At 68.6% G+C, this 20,766-nt stretch carries 17 protein-coding genes; 12 read left to right on the top strand and 5 right to left on the bottom strand.

Translation table 11 applies throughout. The features are described 5' to 3' along the window. The coding region (locus tag RS82_RS00460) for a CPBP family intramembrane glutamic endopeptidase (RefSeq protein ID WP_045296155.1) at positions 1-847 on the bottom strand (847 nt) is incomplete at its 3' end. A gap of 163 nt (positions 848-1,010) precedes the next feature. Here RS82_RS00460 and RS82_RS00465 point away from each other — a divergent pair. The 3 genes from RS82_RS00465 (at position 1,011) to RS82_RS00475 (ending at position 5,638) form a co-directional block, all read left to right on the top strand. After that, positions 1,011-2,789 carry an ABC transporter family substrate-binding protein gene (locus RS82_RS00465; protein ID WP_245619473.1) on the top strand — a complete coding sequence of 593 codons (1,779 nt, stop codon included), beginning with the start codon at positions 1,011-1,013 and terminating at the stop codon, positions 2,787-2,789. A 159-nt stretch (positions 2,790-2,948) separates the two neighbouring features. Beyond that, on the top strand, positions 2,949-4,484 hold the full coding sequence (locus tag RS82_RS00470; protein WP_045296156.1) for an ABC transporter permease: 1,536 nt from the start codon (positions 2,949-2,951) through the stop codon (positions 4,482-4,484). Then, positions 4,484-5,638 (top strand): ABC transporter permease, encoded by a 1,155-nt coding sequence (locus tag RS82_RS00475; RefSeq protein WP_045296157.1) that lies wholly within the window; start codon positions 4,484-4,486, stop codon positions 5,636-5,638. Before RS82_RS00470 ends, RS82_RS00475 begins: the two co-directional genes overlap by 1 nt. Before the next feature lie 14 nt (positions 5,639-5,652). On the opposite strand, the gene RS82_RS00480 is transcribed toward RS82_RS00475, so the two are convergent. Beyond that, entirely contained in the window at positions 5,653-6,258 is a 606-nt protein-coding gene (locus RS82_RS00480) for a hypothetical protein (protein WP_045296158.1), read from the bottom strand. Between the two features lie 38 nt (positions 6,259-6,296). Between RS82_RS00480 and RS82_RS00485 the strand changes: the two genes are divergently transcribed. After that, the gene (locus RS82_RS00485; RefSeq protein WP_045296159.1) at positions 6,297-8,054 is read left to right on the top strand and encodes an ABC transporter ATP-binding protein; all 1,758 of its coding nucleotides are present in this window, start codon (positions 6,297-6,299) and stop codon (positions 8,052-8,054) included. 89 nt (positions 8,055-8,143) lie between these two features. Continuing rightward, positions 8,144-10,057: a translational GTPase TypA gene (typA, locus tag RS82_RS00490; RefSeq protein ID WP_045296160.1), complete on the top strand. Its 1,914-nt coding sequence runs from the start codon at positions 8,144-8,146 to the stop codon at positions 10,055-10,057. 64 nt (positions 10,058-10,121) lie between these two features. On the opposite strand, the gene RS82_RS00495 is transcribed toward typA, so the two are convergent. After that, positions 10,122-12,191 (bottom strand): pectate lyase family protein, encoded by a 2,070-nt coding sequence (locus RS82_RS00495; RefSeq protein ID WP_052676620.1) that lies wholly within the window; start codon positions 12,189-12,191, stop codon positions 10,122-10,124. Between the two features lie 232 nt (positions 12,192-12,423). On the opposite strand from RS82_RS00495, the gene RS82_RS00500 reads away from it, so the two are divergent. From RS82_RS00500 to RS82_RS00525, 6 genes are all read left to right on the top strand, one after another. Further along, the gene (locus tag RS82_RS00500; RefSeq protein WP_045296161.1) at positions 12,424-13,185 is read left to right on the top strand and encodes an AzlC family ABC transporter permease; all 762 of its coding nucleotides are present in this window, start codon (positions 12,424-12,426) and stop codon (positions 13,183-13,185) included. Then, positions 13,182-13,496, top strand: a complete 315-nt coding sequence (locus RS82_RS00505) for an AzlD domain-containing protein (RefSeq protein WP_045296163.1) — start codon at positions 13,182-13,184, stop codon at positions 13,494-13,496. Before RS82_RS00500 ends, RS82_RS00505 begins: the two co-directional genes overlap by 4 nt. Before the next feature lie 68 nt (positions 13,497-13,564). After that, entirely contained in the window at positions 13,565-13,930 is a 366-nt protein-coding gene (locus tag RS82_RS00510) for a DUF6113 family protein (protein ID WP_045296164.1), read from the top strand. Between the two features lie 49 nt (positions 13,931-13,979). After that, the gene (fdxA, locus tag RS82_RS00515) at positions 13,980-14,300 is read left to right on the top strand and encodes a ferredoxin (protein WP_018170155.1); all 321 of its coding nucleotides are present in this window, start codon (positions 13,980-13,982) and stop codon (positions 14,298-14,300) included. A 1-nt stretch (position 14,301) separates the two neighbouring features. Further along, on the top strand, positions 14,302-15,423 hold the full coding sequence (dapC, locus tag RS82_RS00520; protein ID WP_045296165.1) for a succinyldiaminopimelate transaminase: 1,122 nt from the start codon (positions 14,302-14,304) through the stop codon (positions 15,421-15,423). 188 nt (positions 15,424-15,611) lie between these two features. Beyond that, complete coding sequence (locus RS82_RS00525; protein WP_084695376.1) at positions 15,612-16,910, top strand: citrate synthase; 1,299 nt, start codon at positions 15,612-15,614, stop codon at positions 16,908-16,910. A gap of 74 nt (positions 16,911-16,984) precedes the next feature. On the opposite strand, the gene RS82_RS00530 is transcribed toward RS82_RS00525, so the two are convergent. Next, entirely contained in the window at positions 16,985-18,424 is a 1,440-nt protein-coding gene (locus RS82_RS00530; RefSeq protein WP_045296166.1) for an MFS transporter, read from the bottom strand. Between the two features lie 174 nt (positions 18,425-18,598). Here RS82_RS00530 and RS82_RS00535 point away from each other — a divergent pair, with 174 nt between their 5' ends. Further along, complete coding sequence (locus tag RS82_RS00535; RefSeq protein WP_045296167.1) at positions 18,599-19,168, top strand: TetR/AcrR family transcriptional regulator; 570 nt, start codon at positions 18,599-18,601, stop codon at positions 19,166-19,168. A gap of 92 nt (positions 19,169-19,260) precedes the next feature. Here the strand turns inward: RS82_RS00535 and dapD are convergent, their stop codons facing one another. Beyond that, positions 19,261-20,217, bottom strand: a complete 957-nt coding sequence (gene dapD, locus RS82_RS00540) for a 2,3,4,5-tetrahydropyridine-2,6-dicarboxylate N-succinyltransferase (RefSeq protein ID WP_045296168.1) — start codon at positions 20,215-20,217, stop codon at positions 19,261-19,263. Positions 20,218-20,766: the final 549 nt, after the last annotated feature.

The following is a 20,766-nucleotide window of genomic DNA, read 5'->3' on the forward strand; positions in this document are numbered from 1 at the left end:
GGGGGGGGGGGGGGGGGGGGGTGGGGGCCGGGATCGGGGCGAAGACGCCGGGCCACAGCGCCGCGGCCAGGGGATACCCCACGAATGCGACGACGTCGAGGAGCGTGTGCGCGATCACGAGCGGCATGATGCGACCCCAGCGCCGATAGCACCAGCCGAAGACCACGCCCATCACGAAGTTGCCGACGATCGCACCGATGCCCTGGTAGGCGTGGTAAGCGCCGCGCAAGCCGGCGGAGGTCAGGATGATGGCCCAGTCGTTCCAGCCGAACCGTCGCAGCCGGTCGAAGAGGTAGCCGATGAAGATCACCTCTTCGGTCAATCCCGCCCGCAGTGCCGACAGCACCAGCAACGGCACGGTCCACCACGCCGCGTCGAGGGGAGAGGCGACCACTGCGACCGTGATCCCGAGCGCGCGCCCGGCCGCGTAGAGCGCGAGCCCCGGCACGCCGATGACCGCGGCGAGGAGGATGCCGCGGCCGAGGTCTCCGCCGAACCGCGAGAAGTCCAGCCCGATGCGGCGCAGCGCATTGCTGCCGGGCTCCCACAGCAGGTAGACGACGAGCGCCACGAGGGCGAGCGCGAAGAAGACGGCGAGCACCTGGTACACGACATCCCAGACCGCCTGCGCGTCCCTCGACGGGTTCACCTGGGTCTGCTGCTGGCCGAGCGGAACGGGCGCGAGGAGTTTGCGCACGAGCGACAGCACCGAGTACAGCGCGGACTGCCCGACCGTGATCGCGAGGACGATCCAGACCTCCCACGTGAGGCGTCGGCGGTCATACGGCGTGAGGGGCGAAAGGGTAGTCGAATCCCTCTGACCTGTGGGCCGGTTCGGCGGCGTCATCTTGTCAGATTGTCACACTCCGCGTCGATTGAGTTAAGGCTCTGTAACGTTTTCGCCGATCGTTTTGACCATCTCACAACCGGTGCTTATCGTTTTCCCATCCGCGCGCAGGTCCGGCTTCCGGCCGGATCCGCGCGCATTACCCTGCACAGAGGAGACACAAGTGTCTGACAAGACGACGTGGCGCATGCGCGCACTCGGAGTCGCGGCGGGCGTCGGCGTGACCGCACTGGTCCTCGCCGGCTGCTCGACGACCCCACCGGCGACGGAGGAGACCGGGGACACCGCCGACGCCGCGGTGACCATCGCTGAGGTGAACGAGTTCACGGGTACGAACTCGAACAGCGACAACGGCAACCTCGACATCAACGGCAAGGTCAACTACCTGACCCGCGCCGGCTTCTACTACGTCAGCGACACCTACGAGGTCGTCCCTGACGAGTCGTTCGGCAAGATGGAGGTCGTCAGCGAGGACCCCCTCCAGGTCAAGTACACCCTCAACGACGGCCTCGAGTGGTCCGACGGCGAGCCCATCACGACCGACGACCTGATCTTCGGCTGGGCTGCGACCTCGGGCATCTTCGACGACGCGACGCTCGACCCCGAGTCGGGTGAGCCGGTCAGCGGCACGAAGTACTTCGCGTACGCGGGCAGCACCGAGGGTGTCAACGCCTCGACGATCACGGATGTCGCCGATGACAAGCTCTCGCTCACGCTCGAGTACGACGTCCCCTTCGTCGACTGGAACATCGTCGGTCTCATCGACCAGCCGGTCCACGTCGTCGCCGAGAAGGCCGGCGTCGACCAGGCCGAGCTCATCGACACGATCCTGACCAGCCCGCGCGGCGACGCCGCTGCTCCGGCTCCGGTCAACGAGACGCTCAAGGCTGCGGCTGACTTCTGGAACTCGGGCTTCGACATGACGTCGCTGCCGGACGACCCGTCGCTGTACCTCTCGAGCGGCCCGTGGATCATCGACTCGTGGGAGCCCACGCAGTCGATGACGCTGAAGCTCAACGACAAGTACACCGGTGACCTCAAGCCGCAGTTCTCCGAGATGGTCATCCGCTTCATCGGTGACGCTCAGGCTCAGGTGACCGCCCTCCAGAACGGCGAGGTCGACGTGATCGCCCCGCAGGCGAGCGGCGACACCCTCACCGCGCTGCAGGCGATCGACGGCGTCGAGGTCCTCCAGGGCGATGCGCTCAACTACGACCACCTCGACCTGACGTTCGCCGGCCCCTTCGCCGAGAAGAACGTCCGTGAGGCGTTCCTCAAGACGATCCCGCGTCAGCAGCTCGTCGACACGCTCATCAAGCCCGTCAACCCCGAGGCTGAGGTTCTCAACTCGAACCTCTTCATCCCGGCCCAGAAGCCGTACGAGGACGCTGTCGCGGCCAACGGCTCGGACGCGTACGCCGACGTCGACATCGAGGGCGCCAAGGAGCTCCTCGCCGGTGCGACCCCGACGATCCGCCTCATGTACAACATCAACAACCCGAACCGCGTCGCGGCGTTCGAGGCCATCCAGGCCTCGGCTTCGCAGGCCGGCTTCGTGATCGAGGATGTGGGCCGTGAGGACTGGAGCGCGCAGCTCGGTTCGGACATCTACGACGCCGTCATCTTCGGCTGGATCTCGCCCGGTGTCGGCAACGGCACCATCCCGCAGATCTTCGCCAGCTTCGGTGGCAGCAACTTCAACAAGTACGCCAACGACACCGTCGACGAGATCGCTCGCACGATCCCGCAGACGCTCGACACCGACAAGATCGACGAGATGACGATCGAGGCGGACACCGAGCTGTTCTCCGACGCGTACGGTCTGCCGCTCTTCCAGGGCCCCGGCCTCGAGGCGCACACCGACCGCGTCGAGGGCATCACCTTCATGGGCAACCAGACCGGTGTGTTCTGGAACTTCTGGGAGTGGACGGTCACCGGTTAATCCGGTGACGATCTGAAACACCACGCCATGGGGCGTCGGGTGCTAACAGCCCGGCGCCCCGTGCGTGTGTCTTCCCGTCCCCAGCCGGCGAACCCGACGCCCGGCCTCTGCTGCCGTCGTCGCCCGCCTGCTACCTTTTCTGCATGAAGGGCCAGCCCAGTGCTTAGCTTCGTTCTGCGGCGCATCGGGGTTTCGATCCTGATCCTCATCGCCGCATCCTTCCTGATGTACACCCTCGTGGCTCTTGCCAAAGACCCGCTCGAGGACCTGTACGCCTCCAACAGCCCGAACCGCGACGCGCTGATCGCACAGCGCATCGCGTGGCTGAACCTCGACCAGCCCATCCCCGTCCGCTGGTTCAACTGGCTGCTCGGCGCCGCACGCTGCGTCATCCCGTTCGGCGGCTGCGACCTCGGCGTCACCATCCAGAACCAGCCGGTGACGATCGTCCTCGCACGTGCGATGGGCGCGACGCTCCAGCTCGTCACCGCTTCGACGATCCTCGCCATCGTCCTCGGCGTGCTCGTCGGCATCGTGTCGGCGCTTCGCCAGTACAGCGCGATCGACTACTCGTTCACGTTCGCCAGCTTCCTGTTCTACTCGCTGCCGTCGTTCGTGATGGGTGTTCTCCTCAAGGTCTTCTTCGCCCTCGGCTTCAACGACTGGCTCGACAGTCCGGTGTTCACATGGCCGTGGATCATCGCACTCAGTCTCGTCTCCGGCGTCTTCTGGCAGGCGATCATCGGCGGACCCAGGCAGCGCCGCCTGATCGTCTTCGCCGCCTCCGTGGTGACCAGCGGAGCGATGCTCTACGGCATGAGTGTGACGGCGTGGTTCCTCAACCCGTCGCTCGGACCGATCCTCACGCCGCTGCTGATCGCGGCGTTCGCGGCGGGCATGGTCCTCATCATCGCCGGACCCCGTGCGCGCTACGCGTGGCGCACCGCCGGTGTCACCGCGATCGTGCTCATCGCGGCGTACTTCGTGCTCCAGCCGTTCCTCAAGTCGTTCAACGGCTGGGGGGTCCTCGCCCTGTTCGTGGCGGCGGCTCTCGTCGGCGCGGCGGCGGGCTGGTTCCTCGGTGAGTACGACAAGGGCCAGGCGATCCGCATCGGCGTGCTCTCGGGTCTGCTCGGCATGGGCGTGATCGTCCTGGACCAGTTCATGCAGAACTGGAACTCGTACGTCAACAACCCGAAGGTGAACGGGCGCCCGATCGCGACCATCGGTTCGCAGACGCCCAACCTGCAGGGCGACTGGTGGATTCAGAGCATCGACACCTTCACCCACCTGCTGCTGCCCACCATCAGCCTCATGCTGATCTCGTTCGCGGCGTACACGCGCTACGCGCGTGGCGGCATGCTCGAGACGCTGAACCAGGACTACATCCGCACGGCTCGCGCGAAGGGTCTCCCCGAACGGACCGTGGTCGTGCGCCACGCGTTCCGCAACTCGCTCATCCCGATCACCACGATCGTCGCGGCCGATGTCGGCGCGCTGATCGGTGGTGCGATCATCACCGAGCGCATCTTCGCGTTCAGCGGTATGGGCGCGCTGTTCAACCAGGGTCTGCAGCACGCCGACCCGAACCCCGTCATGGCGTACTTCGTCGTCATCGCAGTGTTCGCCATCACGTTCAACTTCCTCGCCGACCTCGCGTACTCGGCGATCGACCCGAGAGTGAGGGTCAAGTAATGTCGATCCCCATCGATCCGGCCCTCGAGCCACCTACCGCACCCTCCGACGCAGGCGTGCACGTCCAGACCGCCGACGAACGCGGCATCAGCCAGGGACGCCTGACGTTCCGGCGCTTCATCGCCCACAAGCCCGCAGTGGTCAGCGCGATCCTCTTCGTCCTCATCGTCGGCTTCGCCATCTCGGCGACCGGCATCGGCCCCATCCCGGGCTGGTGGAAGTGGAACTACGAAGAGCTGATCCCGATCAGCAACGGCGGCAAGCCCACGCTGACGCTCTGGCCGTTCTCGCTCGGCGATCACCCGTTCGGCCAGAACACGGTCGGCAAGGACTACTTCGCGATGGTCATGCGCGGCCTCGTCAACTCGTCCTACATGATGTTCATCATCGGCCTCATCGGCGCCTTCCTCGGCGTCGTGGTCGGTGCTCTCGCGGGCTACTACCGTGGGTGGGTCGACGCGGTGCTGATGCGCCTGACCGACATCGTCATCGTGATCCCGGTGATCGTGATCGGCGCGGTCGTCGGATCGGCGGTGGGAAACCTCGGTCCGCTGCTGCTGGCGCTGTTCCTCGGATTCTTCGTCTGGACGGGAATCGCCCGACTCGTGCGCGCGGAGTTCCTGACGCTTCGTGAGCGCGAGTTCGTCGAGGCGGCACGCGTGGCCGGCGCATCGGATGTCCGCATCATCTTCAAGCACATCCTGCCGAACGCGATCGGCGTGGTCATCGTGGCGACGACACTGCTGATCGCTGCAGCGATCATCCTCGAGACGTCCCTGTCGTTCCTCGGGTACGGCGTGCGCGCGCCGGACGTGTCGCTGGGTCTGCTGATCTCGGCGAACGAGTCGGCGTTCCAGACGCGCCCGTGGCTGTTCTGGTGGCCGGCGGCGTTCATCGTGATCCTGTCGCTCCTCGTGAACTTCGTCGGCGACGGCCTGCGTGATGCGTTCGACCCGCGTCAGAAGCGCATCGTCTTCCGCAAGGTCAAGGATCTCCCGGAGGATGCGGTCATCGTGGCCGGCACGACCGCCGACGTGCCCGAGGGTGCGCTGGTCACGGCCGGCGGTGCGGCGATCGTCGAGGGCGTCACGAGCGACCGCCCCGACGATGTCCTCGACGACGAGATCGCGCCCGACCCGGATCGCCGCGGATGATGCGCGCCAGGCTCTCAGCCGGTGGCGATGATCAGCGCGATCGACGCCGCGGCGAGCACGATCGACGCGATGAGGAACGTCACGTGCCAGTGGCGCTTGACGGGCGTCTCATCGGCCACGCCGAGTTCCACCTGACCGGCATCGAGGCGGCTGCGCCACGACTCTCGCACGACGAGAGCCGCGTTGCCCGAGTCGGTGCCCATGCGGTCGCTCGGGCGGGCGTCGCCACCGGCGGCGCTCGCCTCGCGGCGGGCCCTCGCGTTGCCCATCATCGTGGTGAAGAAGCCGGGCGCCGGCGCCGACCAGGCAGTGAAGCTGCCGGACGGCGTGTGCAGCGTCAGGGCGCGTGCCGTCTCGACGTGCACGAGGGCCTCCCACGGCACATCGACGTCGTGGCTCACGTTCTCGATGCGCACACCGCGATCCGACACCTCGACGCAGGGGCGCCACAGCGCCATCCAGCCGAGCAGAGCCGCCAGCGGGGCTGCGGCGTAGACCCACGTCAGCCGCGGGTCCGCGCTCCATACGGCGGTGATCACTGCGAGCGCCGCAAGACTCCAGACGATGACGGCAGCAATGCGGTTGAAACGGGAGTCGATGCGGATCGCACGGTCGGTCACCCCCTCATTCTCTCAATCGATCCCACAAGGACCATGAAATGAACGCGTCCCCCACTCCCGTGACCGGCAGTCCGCTGCTGGAAGTGAGCGGCCTGTCCGTGGACTTCGCCGTCGACAACTACTGGGTGCCGGCAGCGAAGAAGCTGAACTACTCCGTCGAGTCGGGCAAGGCCCTCGCGATCGTCGGCGAGTCCGGCTCCGGCAAGAGCGCGAGCTCGATGGCGATGCTCGGGCTCCTGCCGTCCAACGCCCGGGTGACCGGCAGCGTCAAGCTCGCCGGGCGCGAGATCCTCGGGCTCCGCAAGGACGACCTGCGTCGTGTGCGCGGCCGCGAGATCGCGGTGATCTTCCAAGAGCCGATGACCGCGCTGAACCCTGTGTTCACGGTCGGATTCCAGATCATCGAGACCCTGCGCATCCACCAGGGCATGACGCCGAGTGCCGCGCGCACCCGCGCGCTGGAGCTGCTCGACATGGTGGAGCTGCCCGATCCGCTGAAGGCGTTCAACTCGTATCCGCACCAGCTGTCGGGTGGTCAGCGTCAACGCGCCATGATCGCGCAGTCGATCTCGTGCGATCCTCAGCTGCTGATCGCCGACGAGCCGACCACGGCCCTCGACGTGACCGTGCAGGCCGAGATCCTCGACCTCATGCGGGACCTCCGGCACCGCCTCGACTCGGCGATCCTCATCATCACGCACGACATGGGCGTGGTGGCCGATATCGCCGACGACATCGTCGTGATGCGCAAGGGCGAGATCGTCGAGCGCGGCTCGGTCGATGCGGTGTTCAACCGCCCCACGCACCCCTACACGCAGCAGCTCCTCGCAGCGGTGCCCCGCATCGGCGACGCGCAGGGGGAGTCGATCGACACCACGGCCGCCCTCGCCGGCGACACGTCGGTGATCCGCCTGGCCGAGGTCGCCGCGCGCCAGGACGCTGAGCGCCGCCAGGGCCTGGGCGCCCCCGTGCTCGACTTCCAGGACGTTGCGATCGACTACCCGAAGCGCGGGCGCGTGCCCGCCTTCCGGGCGGTCGAGCATGCGAACTTCTCGATCTACCCGGGTGAGGTCACGGGCCTCGTGGGCGAGTCCGGCTCGGGCAAGACCACAGTCGGTCGCGCCGCCATCGGCCTGCTGCCGATCGCGGAAGGCAGGGCCGAGGTCGTCGGCTCCGACATCTCCAAGGCCGACCGGCGCCTCCTCCACAAGGTGCACAAGGATGTCGGCATCGTCTTCCAGGACCCGTCGTCGTCGCTCAACCCGCGTCTGCCCATCGGCCAGTCGATCGGGGAGCCGATGCTGCTGGCCGGCGTCGCGAAGGGCCGCCAGCTCGACGTGCGTGTGCAGGAGCTGCTGGACTCGGTCGAGCTCCCGCGCTCCTACCGCAACCGCTACCCGCACGAGCTGTCGGGCGGTCAGAAGCAGCGCGTCGGCATCGCGCGCGCCCTGTCGCTGCAGCCCAAGCTGCTCATCGCCGACGAGCCCACCTCGGCGCTGGACGTGTCGGTGCAGGCGACCGTGCTGCAGCTGCTTCGCCAGCTCCAGGCCGACATGGGCTTCGCGTGCCTGTTCATCAGCCACGACCTGGCGGTCGTCGACTCGCTGGCGGACCGCATCATCGTGATGCACCACGGCAAGATCGTCGAGCAGGGTGCGACCGGGCAGATCCTCCGCGCGCCCAAGGAGGACTACACGCGTCGCCTCATCGCCGCCATCCCGGTGCCCGACCCCGAGGAGCAGCGCGTGCGCCGCGAGGCGCGTGCAGCGCTGCTCGAAGCGGGCCTGGAGGGCTGATCCGCCGCCGAAAGGCGATACACAGCAGCGCCCAATAGAATGGGGATGCCGGCATTCCGGCATCCCCATTCTCTTTCAAGGATTCCCTCATGGCGCGCGCCCTCCGTCCGGACCTCCGCAACGTGGCTATCGTCGCTCACGTCGACCACGGCAAGACCACTCTCGTCGACGCGATGCTCCGCCAGACCGGCTCGTTCGGCGAGCACGCGCACGTCGAAGAGCGCGCGATGGACTCGAACGACCTCGAGCGCGAAAAAGGCATCACGATCCTCGCGAAGAACACCGCGATCACCTACAACGGCGCCCACACCGACGTCCCGGTCACGATCAACGTGATCGACACGCCCGGCCACGCCGACTTCGGCGGTGAGGTCGAGCGCGGCCTGTCGATGGTCGACGGCGTCGTGCTCCTCGTCGACGCGAGCGAGGGCCCGCTCCCGCAGACCCGCTTCGTGCTGCGCAAGGCGCTCGAGGCGAAGCTGCCCGTCATCCTCCTGGTCAACAAGACCGACCGCCCCGACGCGCGCATCGCCGAGGTCGAGGAAGAGGCTCACGACCTGCTGCTCGGCCTCGCGTCCGACCTTCACGAGGATGTGCCCGACCTCGACATCGACGCCCTGCTCGACGTGCCCGTCGTGTATGCGAGCGGGCGCGCGGGCGCAGCATCCCGCACCCGTCCCGCCAATGGCGAGCTGCCCGACAACGCTGATCTCGAGCCGCTGTTCGAGGCCATCCTCGAGCACGTGCCGGCTCCGGCATACGACGACGAGGCTCCGTTGCAGGCGTGGGTGACGAACCTCGACTCGAGCCCGTTCCTCGGCCGCCTCGCCCTCCTTCGCGTCTTCAACGGCACGCTCAAGAAGGGCCAGACGGTCGCGTGGGTGCGTCACGACGGCACGCACTCGAACGCCCGCATCACCGAGCTCCTCAAGACCCGCGCCCTCGAGCGCTACCCCGCCGAAGAGGCCGGCCCCGGTGACATCGTCGCCATCGCCGGCATCGAGGAGATCACGATCGGCGAGACCATCGCCGACCCCGAGGACGTCCGGCCGCTCCCGGCGATCACGGTGGACGACCCCGCCATCTCGATGACCATCGGAACGAACACGTCGCCGCTGGTCGGCAAGGTCAAGGGCCACAAGGTCACCGCCCGCATGGTGAAGGACCGCCTCGACCGCGAGCTCATCGGCAACGTCTCGCTCAAGGTCGTCGACATCGGCCGCCCCGACGCGTGGGAGGTGCAGGGTCGCGGTGAGCTCGCCCTCGCGATCCTCGTCGAGAACATGCGCCGCGAGGGCTTCGAGCTCACGGTCGGCAAGCCCCAGGTCGTCACGCGCAAGGGTGAGGACGGCAAGGTCAAGGAGCCCTTCGAGCACCTCACCATCGACGCCCCCGAGGAGTACCTCGGCGCGATCACCCAGCTGATGGCGTCGCGCAAGGGCCGCATGGAGACGATGGTCAATCACGGCACCGGCTGGGTGCGCATGGAGTTCATCGTCCCCTCGCGCGGTCTCATCGGCTTCCGCACCGAGTTCCTCTCGATGACGCGCGGCACCGGCATCGCCAACGCGATCTCGCACGGCTACGACGACTGGGCGGGCCACATCGTCGCCCGCCAGAACGGCTCGATCGTCGCCGACCGCTCGGGTGTCGTCACGCCGTTCGCGATGATCGCGCTGCAGGAGCGCATGAGCTTCTTCGTGCAGCCCACCGAAGAGGTCTACGAGGGCATGGTCGTCGGCGAGAACTCGCGCGCCGACGACATGGACGTGAACATCACCAAGGAGAAGAAGCTCACGAACATGCGGTCCTCGACCGCTGACGCGTTCGAGTCGATGACTCCGCCGCGCCTGCTCTCGCTGGAGGAGAGCCTCGAGTTCGCGCGCGACGACGAGTGCGTCGAGGTGACGCCCGAGAAGGTGCGCATCCGCAAGGTGATCCTCGACGCCACCGAGCGCGGCCGCGCCGCCTCGCGCCTCAAGCGCCAGGACGCCAACGCGTAAGCAGTGACACGGATGCCGCGACCCTGCGCCTTTTCGATGCGCGGGGTCGCGGCATCCGTCGTTGTCAGCCCTTCACCGTCACCGTGATCGGTCGCGCCGTCGTCGATCCCGCGGCGTTGGACAGCACCGCCGTGAACTCGTACGTGCCGGGAGACAGTGCGCCGAGCGACGTCGTCGCGCGCTGGGCGTTGGGTGTCGCGGTCGTGAGAGCCTGACGATCGATTTCGACGCCGTCCTGGAACAGCACGTATTCGCTCGCGTTGGTGCCCCACCACAGGTTCGCCGTGATCGTGACGTCGCCGGTCCAGACGCCGGAGACGCTCAGTGCCGCAATGGCGGGTGCGGCATCCGTCACCGTCACCGTGAGCTTCCGCGACCGCGACTCGCCGTGGGGGTTGAGCGCGACGAGTTCGTACGCGTACGTGCCGTTCGTCCTGCCGGCGATGTCGAACGCGGTGCGCTGCGCGGCGGGGGACGCCCCGGCCATCGACTGCGCGCCGACGAGCGTGCCGTTCTCGTAGAGCTTGACCACCGTGGCGTTCTGACCCCACCAGAGGTCGGCCGTCACCCGGTAGTCGCCGTCGCGCAGGCCCGTGTCCCAGCCGCTGTCGTGCGACAGCGTGAACGCGCCCGGCGCGCCGGTGGCGACGGGCGTGCCCGAGGCGAGCACGCCCGCGCCGGCTCCCGCACGCACCGTCTCGGCGACGTCGCCGACCGGTGTGAGCGTGTACGCGTAGGCGTCAGCGGGATCCCACCGAACCGCGGGGGACAGCGGGGCGGCGGCGCCGGCGTTGTACGCCGCGAGCACGTCGACGATCTCCCCGTTCACGAGCGTGTCGGTGGCGGACAGCTCGGTGCCGCCCCAGCCGGCGATGATCCGCGAGGCGCTCGCGGGGTCGATCAGCTCGACGGCGTTGGACTCGGCGACGATGCTGCTCTCGCGACCCGCTCCCCAGAAGTACTGGAAGAAGTCGTAGCCTTCCGACGAGCCCCGGGTCGTGGCATCCGTCTGCTCGTACAGGTTGTTGTAGACGTGCACGTCGCCGAAGCGCACGCGCGGGCCGCGCTGGCCGATGTCGGTCCACCGATTGTGGTGCTGCGTGACGCGGTGCTGGCCCCGATCCTGCAGGCGCGAGTCCGACGAGCCGATGATGTCGGTCTTGTCGTGATGCTGCAGCCAGTTCCACGACATGGTGACGAGGTCGGAGCCGTGGGTGATGTCGACGAGCCCGTCGTGCACCTCGAACGGACGCCCGTAGACCGTGTCGAGGCTCGCCGCGGGGTGGTCGCCGTCGCCGAACGTGTTGTGATCGATCCACACGCTCGTCGATGTCCACACCGAGAGGTTGTCGTACGCCGAGTTCCAGTTGCCGCCCGCGTCATTGGCATCCCATTGGGGAAAGCAGTCGTACGCGTCGGACAGCGAGAGGTTGCGCACGATGACGTTCGAGGCGTCGCGGATTCGCAGCGACGCTCCGACGACATGCGCGTCGTCGCCGACGCCGACAAGAGTGACGTTCGAGCCGATGTGCTGCAGCGTGAGCCTCGCCTGCAGCGCCGCGGCCTCTACGCGAGCGGCCTCGAGAGGGCCGGAGGGATCGACCCCGGGTCCGAACGCGGCGATGTAGTCGTCCATCGAGAAGGGCGCGCCGGATCCCGCGACGGTGATCTGCGCGGCGATGTCGTCGCAGGTCGTCCGCGTGCCGTCGGAGCGCAGCCACGGGTCGAGCGTGCCCGTGATGTAGACGATGCGCGGCACGGTGTTGTAGCGCGCGTCGTTCTGCGATCCGCTCGCCCTGCCGGCGAGGGCGTCGCGCAGCTCCTGCCACGTGCCGGCGACGTACACGTCCGCGGGCGAGGCGGCGGAGCCCCCCGTGGTCGGCGCGGCGAGGCGCTGTGCGCGCTCGGGGTACGTGTCGCCGCTCCACGAGGCCCAGCCATCGTCGGGCGCGATGACCTGACGGCCGAGGTCTACGGGCGGTGCCGTACCGGATTCGGCGGCTGCAGCGGTCGCCGGTGAGGCGGGCAGCGCGAGCGCTGCGGCCAGGCCCACGGCGGCGACGACGGAGAGTGCCCGCGGTCGTCGGAAGGGCGACGGCGCGGCGCGCTCGGGCAGGGGGAACGGTGTTCGCATGGGACTCCCTCGTCCTGTGCAGAATCCGTGATGAGCACGACGCGGGGGCGGCTGTGAAGCTGAGGAAGCGTTTTCTGCGGTTCACCGCCCAGCATGGCAAGCCAAATCGGAAAGCGCAATCCCCGGATGCTGCGTCCCCGAGAGTTCCCCGTGGGCGGCCGTCCCGCCAGACGAGGCCACCGACCCGAGCGCGGCCCGGCGCCCCGTGTGGGACGGTCGGTAGCATGACGAGGTGACCCTCGACCCGCACTTCGACGATGCCCCCAGCGTCGGCGAAGGCCGCAGGGCCGTCCGCGAGGGGCTGGGTGTCGCGCTGGCGACGAGTGCGTACGGCATCTCGTTCGGCGCTCTCGCGGTCACGGCGGGGCTCGATGTCTGGCAGACATGCGTCCTGAGCCTCGTGATGTTCACCGGCGGATCCCAGTTCGCCTTCGTCGGCATCGTGGGCGCCGGAGGACTGGCCGCCGTGCCCGCGGCGATCGCATCCGCGGCGCTCCTCGGGGTTCGCAACGTCGCCTACGGCATCCGGATGTCTCCGGTGATCGGTGCGGGCTTGTGGCGCCGCGCCGCGGCGGCGCAGTTCACCATCGACGAGTCGACCGCGGTGGCGCTCGCTCAGCGCTCACCGCACGCCCGGACCCTGGGGTTCTGGGTGACGGGCATCGGGATCTACATCGGCTGGAACCTGTCGACGCTCGCGGGCGCGCTGCTCGGCGACGTGCTCGGCGACGTCCGGGCGTACGGACTCGACGCCGCCGCCGCGGCGGCTTTCCTCGCCCTCCTGTGGCCGCGCCTGCGCGCCCGCCAGCCCATCGTGGTGGGCGTGGCAGCGGCTGTCGTAGCGACCGTCCTCACGCCCGTGCTCATGCCCGGTCTCCCGGTCATCATCGCGGCCCTCGTCGCAATCGTGGTCGGCTGGACGAACTGGCTCGGCGAGGACGACCGGGTCGAGTCCGAACCCGACGACGTCGCCGAGAGGGAGGGGCTGCCGTGAACATGTGGACGGCCATCCTCGTGGCCTCGATCATCTGCGTCGCGCTCAAGACCGTCGGGTACCTCATCCCCGCGAGGTGGGTCGAGGCCCCCACGCCGATGCGCATCGCCGATCTCCTCACCGTGGCGCTGCTCGCCGCCCTCGTCGCTGTGCAGACCCTCGGCGCGGGGCAGGCGGTCGTGGTCGATGCGCGGGTCCCGGCCGTGCTCGTCGCCGCGGGTCTGCTGATCCTGCGGGCGCCCTTCCTCGTCGTGGTGGTCGCGGCAGCGCTCGTCGCGGCACTCCTGCGTCTGTGGGGCTGGGCGGCGTAGCCGACGGCTCAGCCCCGATCGCCGTCGAGCGGGGAGAACCGCACAGGTGCGGTCGGTACGATCGAGGCATGCGCCCTTCCGCCCCCGCCCGCATCGGCAGCTGGATCGTCGCCCTGCTGGTGGGACTGGTCTATGGCGTCGCCGGCACGGTGGCCCACTCCTACGCGATCGGCTGGTTCCCGCTCGGCCTGATCCTCGCCGTGATCGGCTCCGCCGCGCTGCTGCTGGCCGTGCGGCTGCTCACTTCCGATCGCTGGGCGACGCTGGCCACCGGTCTCGGCATGATGGTCTCGACCCTCGTCTTCTCGGGCAGCGGCCCCGGCGGCTCGGTCGTCGTGCCGCAGTCCGAACTCGGCGTGGTGTGGACGATCGCGGTTCCGATCCTCGTGGCGCTGGCCGTGGCCTGGCCGGATCGCATCCCCCGGACGGAGTGAGCTCGTCGCACGGCGGATCCTGATCGGAGGTCGCGGCTAGACTGGCCAGGTGACGTACGTGATCGCCCTTCCCTGCGTGGACGTCAAGGACCGCGCCTGCATCGACGAGTGTCCCGTGGACTGCATCTACGAGGGCGACCGATCGCTGTACATCCACCCCGACGAGTGCGTGGACTGCGGCGCCTGCGAGCCCGTCTGCCCCGTCGAGGCGATCTACTACGAGGACGACCTGCCTGACGAGTGGCAGGACTACTACAAGGCCAACGTCGAGTTCTTCGACGACATCGGCTCCCCGGGCGGCGCCGCCAAGGTCGGCGTCATCCACAAGGATCACCCGATCATCGAGGCGCTCCCGCCGCAGGAACACTGACGTGGGGGTCGCTGACCTCGCCGACTACCCCTGGGACGCCGTGGCGCCGTATGCCGCCCGCGCGCGCTCCCACCCCGACGGCCTCGTCGACCTGTCGATCGGATCACCGGTCGATGCGACGCCCGCCGTCGTCGCGGACGCGCTTCGCGCCGCAACCGACGCGCATGCGTACCCCCAGACGGTCGGCACCCCCGCGCTGCGGGCGGCCATCGCGAACTGGTACGACCGTCGCCGTGGCGTCCCCGGGCTGACCCCCGAGAACGTGCTCCCGACCGTCGGATCGAAGGAGCTCGTCGCGCTCCTCCCACTGCTGCTGGGCCTCGGGCCCGGCGACGTCGTCGTGCATCCCCGCGCGGCCTATCCGACCTACGAGGTCGGCGCGCGGCTGGTCGGCGCCACGCCCGTCGCCGCCGACGATCCCGCGGAGTGGCCCGAGGGCACCCGTCTGGTGTGGGTGAACTCCCCGGGCAATCCCGACGGCCGCGTGCTGGACGTCGACACCCTGAGCGCGGCGGTGGGACGTGCCCGTGGGCTCGGGGCCGTGCTGGCGTCCGACGAGTGCTACGCAGAACTGGGGTGGGATGCCCCGTGGGACGCCGAACCGGTGCCCTCGGCGCTCGACCCTCGCGTGACCGGAGGCGACCTGCGCGGCATCCTCTCGGTCTACTCGCTGAGCAAGCAGTCGAACCTCGCCGGCTATCGGGCGGCGTTCCTCGCCGGCGATCCCGTCGTGATCGCGCGCCTGCTCACGGCGCGTAAGCACCTCGGACTGATGCTCCCGCTCCCGGTCCAGACGGCGATGACCGCCGCCCTCGACGATGACGTCCACGTCGCGGCGCAGAAGGAGCTGTACCGACGGCGACGCGACGTGCTGCGCCCCGCGGTCGAGGCGGCCGGATTCCGCATCGACGCGAGCGAGGCGGGTCTGTACCTGTGGGCGACCGAGGGGCGCGACGCGTGGGAGAGCCTCGGGCGTCTCGCCGATCTCGGCATCCTCGCCGGCCCCGGCCACTTCTACGGCACGCACTTCCCGCAGCACGTCCGGCTCTCCCTCACGGCGACCGACGAACGCATCGCCGCGGCTGCCGAACGCCTGCGCGCGGCATCAGACATCTCGATCTGAGGATTCCTCTATCGGATGCCGCAGGTCTTTGGCTGTGTCAACAGTAGGCGCGGCGGCGCACTAGGCTGTAACAACGCGGCGACGCGGCATCCCCCGTCCCGCCCCTCCGTTCTGCTGCAGCCCGTTCCATGGCGCCGCACAGGACTGGACGACACCCCCGGTACGACCAGAAATCGCGAGGAGGCGCCGTGAGCGACGCGGGCACCCACCAGGAGAAGGCCACCCTCACGATCGGTGGCAGCACCGCCGAGTTCCCGCTCCTGCGGGGCACCGACGGCACACCGAGCGTGGACCTCTCCACCCTCACCCGCCAGACCGGCTACACGGCTCTCGACTACGGCTTCGTGAACACCGCGGCGACCAAGTCCGCGATCACGTACATCGACGGCGACGAGGGCGTGCTGCGCTACCGCGGCTACCCGATCGAGCAGCTCGCGAAGAACAGCACGTACCTCGAGGTCGCGTGGCTGCTCATCTACGGCGAGCTCCCGACCGCCGACCAGCTGGCCGAGTTCGACGAGAAGATCCGGCGGCACACGCTGCTGCACGAGGATCTCAAGCGCTTCTTCTCGGCGCTGCCGCACACCGCGCACCCGATGTCGGTGCTGTCGTCGGCGGTCTCCGCGCTCTCGACGTACTACGAGCACCAGTCCGACCCCAACAATCCCGAGCACGTCGAGCTGAACACGATCCGCATGCTCGCGAAGCTGCCTGTGATCGCGGCGTACGCGCACAAGAAGAGCATCGGCCAGGCGTTCCTGTACCCCGACAACTCGCTGGGGTTCGTCGACAACTTCCTCAAGCTCAACTTCGGCGTCCTGTCGGAGGTCTACGAGGTCGATCCGGTGATGTCGCGTGCTCTCGAGCGCCTGCTCATCCTTCACGAGGACCACGAGCAGAACGCGTCGACGTCGACGGTTCGCCTCGTCGGCTCGACCGGTGCGAACCAGTTCTCGTCGATCTCGGCCGGCATCAATGCGCTCTACGGTCCGCTGCACGGCGGCGCGAACGAGGCCGTGCTCGACATGCTGGCGCGCATCCGCGACTCCGGTGAGAGCGTGCAGCGCTTCGTCGAGCGGGTCAAGAACAAGGAAGACGGCGTGAAGCTCATGGGCTTCGGGCACCGCGTCTACAAGAACTACGACCCGCGCGCGAAGCTGGTCAAAGAGTCGGCCGACGAGGTGCTGTCGGCTCTCGGCGTGAGCGACCCGCTGCTGGACCTCGCGAAGGAGCTCGAAGAGATCGCGCTCAACGACGCGTACTTCCAGGACCGCCGCCTGTACCCGAACGTCGACTTCTACACCGGCGTGATCTACAAGGCGATGGGTTTCCCGACACGCATGTTCACGGTGCTGTTCGCCATCGGGCGCCTGCCCGGCTGGCTCGCGCAGTGGCGCGAGGCCGCGAGCGACCCGCAGACCAAGATCGGCCGCCCGCAGCAGCTGTACATCGGCGCCGCGGAGCGCAACTACCCGGGTCTTTCCTGACCAGGAAGTGACGGATGCCGCGCCCCCGAGTGGGGGCGCGGCATCGTCGTCGAGCGGGGTCGTGACCCGGTGAGTCAGCCGACCTCGGCGAGGGCCGCTTCGTCGGCGTTCTCGAGCGAGCCCTGGGCCGCGGCATCCGTCCGTGCACGTGGCCGAACGGTCAGCACCAGGGCCGCGGCGACCACCGCTCCCGCGGCCAGGGTCAGCCAGGCGACGGCGTAGCCGTCGACCGCGGGGGTGCCGCCGGGTTCGACCGCACCGAACACTACGGCGGTCGTGAACGCGGAGCCGATCGCCGATCCGATGGTGCGCAGATTGGCGTTGACGCCGGTCGCGATCCCAGTCCGGTCGGCGGGCACGCTCTCGACGATGATGCTCGCCGTCGACGCGTACGCCAGGCCGATGCCCAGCCCGAACACGCCGCCCGCGATCGCCAGGGTGACAAGGGTCTGGTGGTCGACGACGGCGAACACGACGCCGCCCGCCATGAGCAGCGCACCGAGTCCCATCATGAGCCGCAGCGGGATGACCCGGGCGATCGCACCCGTTGCGAATCCGACGCTCGACATTCCGATGAGGAGCGGGAGCAGTGCCACTCCGGCGGCCTGGACGCCGAGGCCGAGACCCCATCCCGAGCTCACCGGCGTCTCGAGGAACTGGGGAAGGTAGCCCCAGAACCCGAACGCGGCTGCGCCGATGAGGAGCGCGGCGGCATTGACGGGCCAGATCGCGCGCGAGGCCATCAGACGCAGGTCGACGAGCGGCTCCGAAGACCGGAGCTCGGAGACCACCCACGCGATCATGAGGAGCGCGGCCGCAGCGAACAGCGCCAGGGTGAGCGGCGCGGTCCAGCCCCAGCGTGCACCGGAGCTGAGCGGAACGAGCAGCGCGATGAGCCAGCCCGACAGCAGAACGGCCGACAGGACGTTGACGCGGCCGACTGCCCGCAGGCCCGCCGGCGGGACGAGCATCATGGTGAGCACGATGCCCGCGACCGCTGCCACGAACGGGACGGCGAAGATCCCGTGCCACCCGAGGAGCTCGGCGAGGGGACCTGCGAGCACGCTGCCCGCCGCGCCGCCGATGCCGATGATGGCGCTGGTGGCGCCGATCGCGCCGGTGAGCTGGTGGCGGGGCATGACATCGCGGAGCAGGCCGAACGCGAGCGGGAACAGCGCGCCGCCGACGCCCTGCAGCACGCGGGCGAGGATGAGCACCTCGAGGGTCGGAGCGAACGATGCGACGACGTCGCCGATCGCGACGACGGCGAGGACCGCCAGGAACGTGTTGCGGCGGCCACGAAGGTCGCCGATCCGTCCGAGCAGGGGAGTGGCGACGGCCGCGGCGATGAGCCAGGACGTGTTGGTCCAGGATGCCGCATCCGCCGTGACGCCGAAGTCGGCGGCGATGAGGGGGATGACGGGGATGACGAGGTTCTGGAGCAGTGCGAGTGACGCGACGCTGAGAGCGATCGCCGCGAACGCCGCGCGTGGTGTGAACGGGACAGTGGGCATCGACGGGCCTTCCGATGGGTGCGGATCCGATGAATGCGGGATAAAGTGGAGGGAGGTCTCCGAACGGAGGATGCCTCCGCTTTTGACATTAGCGGAGGGGCCCTCCGTTTCGCAACCACGAGGTTCGCCGACGCCGGAGGGCGCGGCTCGGGTACAGATCGGAATGGTGCAGTCATGGCAGTGGTCGAACGGGTGTCTGGGCTGGATGCACGTCGTCCGCAGAGGGCCGATGCCGCCAGGAACTTCGATGCGCTCGTGGCCGCCGGACGTGAGGCGTTCGCCGAAGAGGGATCCGGTGCGTCGCTCGAAGACATCGCCCGCCGGGCCGGCGTCGGGATCGGGACGCTGTACCGCAACTTCCCGACCCGCGACGACCTCATCGAGACGCTCTACTTGGGCGAGGTCGACGCGCTCGTCAGGGCCGCCGACGAGGTCTCCGCCCTCGAGCCGTGGGAGGCGCTGCGCGCGTGGCTCGACCGGTTCGTCGCGTACGTCGGCACCAAACACGCGCTGCTCGATGGGCTGAACCGACGTTCACCCGTGCTCGCGGAGTGCCGCACCATCATGCTCTCCGCAGGGGAGCCGCTGCTCGAGAGGGCGCAGGCGGCAGGCGACGTCGACCCCGACATCTCGATCGGCGACGTGGTGAAGCTCGTCTCCGGGGTCGCGGCGGTAGCCTCGTTCGACGACGAGGCTCAGCGCCGACGCGTTCTCAATCTCGCGATCAACGCCATCCGCCGCTGAGGTGTCCGGCCCACGTGCGTGCGTGTCGACCGGTGCCCGCAACGACGAGACCGCCCCGTCGTGGGTGACGGAGCGGTCTCGGCGTGCAGGACTCAGGCGTGGAGCGCGTCGTTGAGCGTGACGCCCACGCCTGCGCGGCGCACGGCCTCGACCGCTCCGGTGAGCGAGTTCCGGCGGAAGAGCAGCCCATCGCTGCCGGACAGGTCCGCACCCTTCGCCGTGGGAAGCGTCCCGTCGGCCCGACGGGGCTCGTCCGCCAGGACGACCTTGGTGCCCGCGGTCACGTAGAGCCCGGCCTCGACGATGCAGTCGTCGCCGAGCGAGATGCCGATGCCGGCGTTCGCGCCGAGCAGCGTGCGGGCGCCGACCGACACCTTGTGGGTGCCGCCGCCGGAGAGCGTGCCCATGATCGAGGCGCCGCCGCCGATATCGCTGCCGTCGCCCACGACCACCCCCTGCGAGATGCGTCCTTCGACCATGCTCTGGCCCAGGGTGCCGGCGTTGAAGTTCACGAAGCCCTCGTGCATGACCGTGGTGCCGGGCGACAGGTACGCACCGAGCCTCACGCGGGACGCGTCGGCGATGCGGACGCCGGGCGGCGTGACGTAGTCGAGCAGGCGGGGGAACTTGTCGAGTCCCTGCACCTGGATGCCCTCGCGAGCGAGCAACGGACGCAGACGCGTCAGCGCGTCGGGATGGATGGGTCCCGCATTGGTCCACGCCACGTTCGGCAGGTGCGCGAAGATCCCGTCGAGGTTCACCTCGTTGGGTCGCACGAGCAGGTGCGAGAGTGCGTGAAGGCGCAGGTACGCGTCCGGAGTCGAGGTCGGCGCGGCATCGAGGTCCGTCTCGATCGCGACGACCTCCGCCGTGACGGCGCGTCGTTCGTCGGCCACAGCGAGGCGGTCGAGTTCGTCCGGCGGCATCTGAGGGTCGTAGCCCAGTGGAATGCGTCCGGCAGCGGGGGAGGGGAACCACGTGTCGAGCACGGTTCCGTCTTCGGCGGTCGTCGCGAGGCCGACGCCCCACACCCATCGTTCATCGGTCATGCCTTCAACGCTAGCGCGCGGGGCCAGCTGAAGTTCCGCGTGTTTCCGGGCGAGGAGCGGCGCGACACGCCCGGGATGTGGGGCTGATTCGACCGCCGGGTGGGATCCGCGTAATCTTCTTGTTGTTCGCCCCAAAGGGTAGAGCGGAAGGCCTCAGGGTCTGTCTCCCCTCAAGTAGCGAACCACCCCATCCGAACTGCTCCTGGCGAGCGAGCCGGGTTCCGGTTTAGGATGGGTTTCTTCCACTTCTGTGACTGCTGGCCTCCGGCTGCGGTGAGGTCTTGCGCCTGACTGAGTCGAGTTGACAAGCAGAACCGGATGTGTAAGATGGTGAAGTTGCCCTGCGGTGATGGCTGTGAAGCCGGATCGTTGGTGCGTCCGATCTTTGAGAACTCAACAGCGTGCACTTGTCAAATGCCAATTTTTTTCTCTGTCGACCATTTTTTGGTTGGTGGGGGTCTTTTTTGGATCAATTCATGGATGTCAGTTTGATATTCGTTTTTGGTCATGGTTGAACTCGCTGCCTTTTACCGTTTTTCCCGGTGGGGG

Origin of the sequence: Microbacterium trichothecenolyticum (assembly GCF_000956465.1) — a bacterium.
Classification (GTDB): domain Bacteria; phylum Actinomycetota; class Actinomycetes; order Actinomycetales; family Microbacteriaceae; genus Microbacterium; species Microbacterium trichothecenolyticum.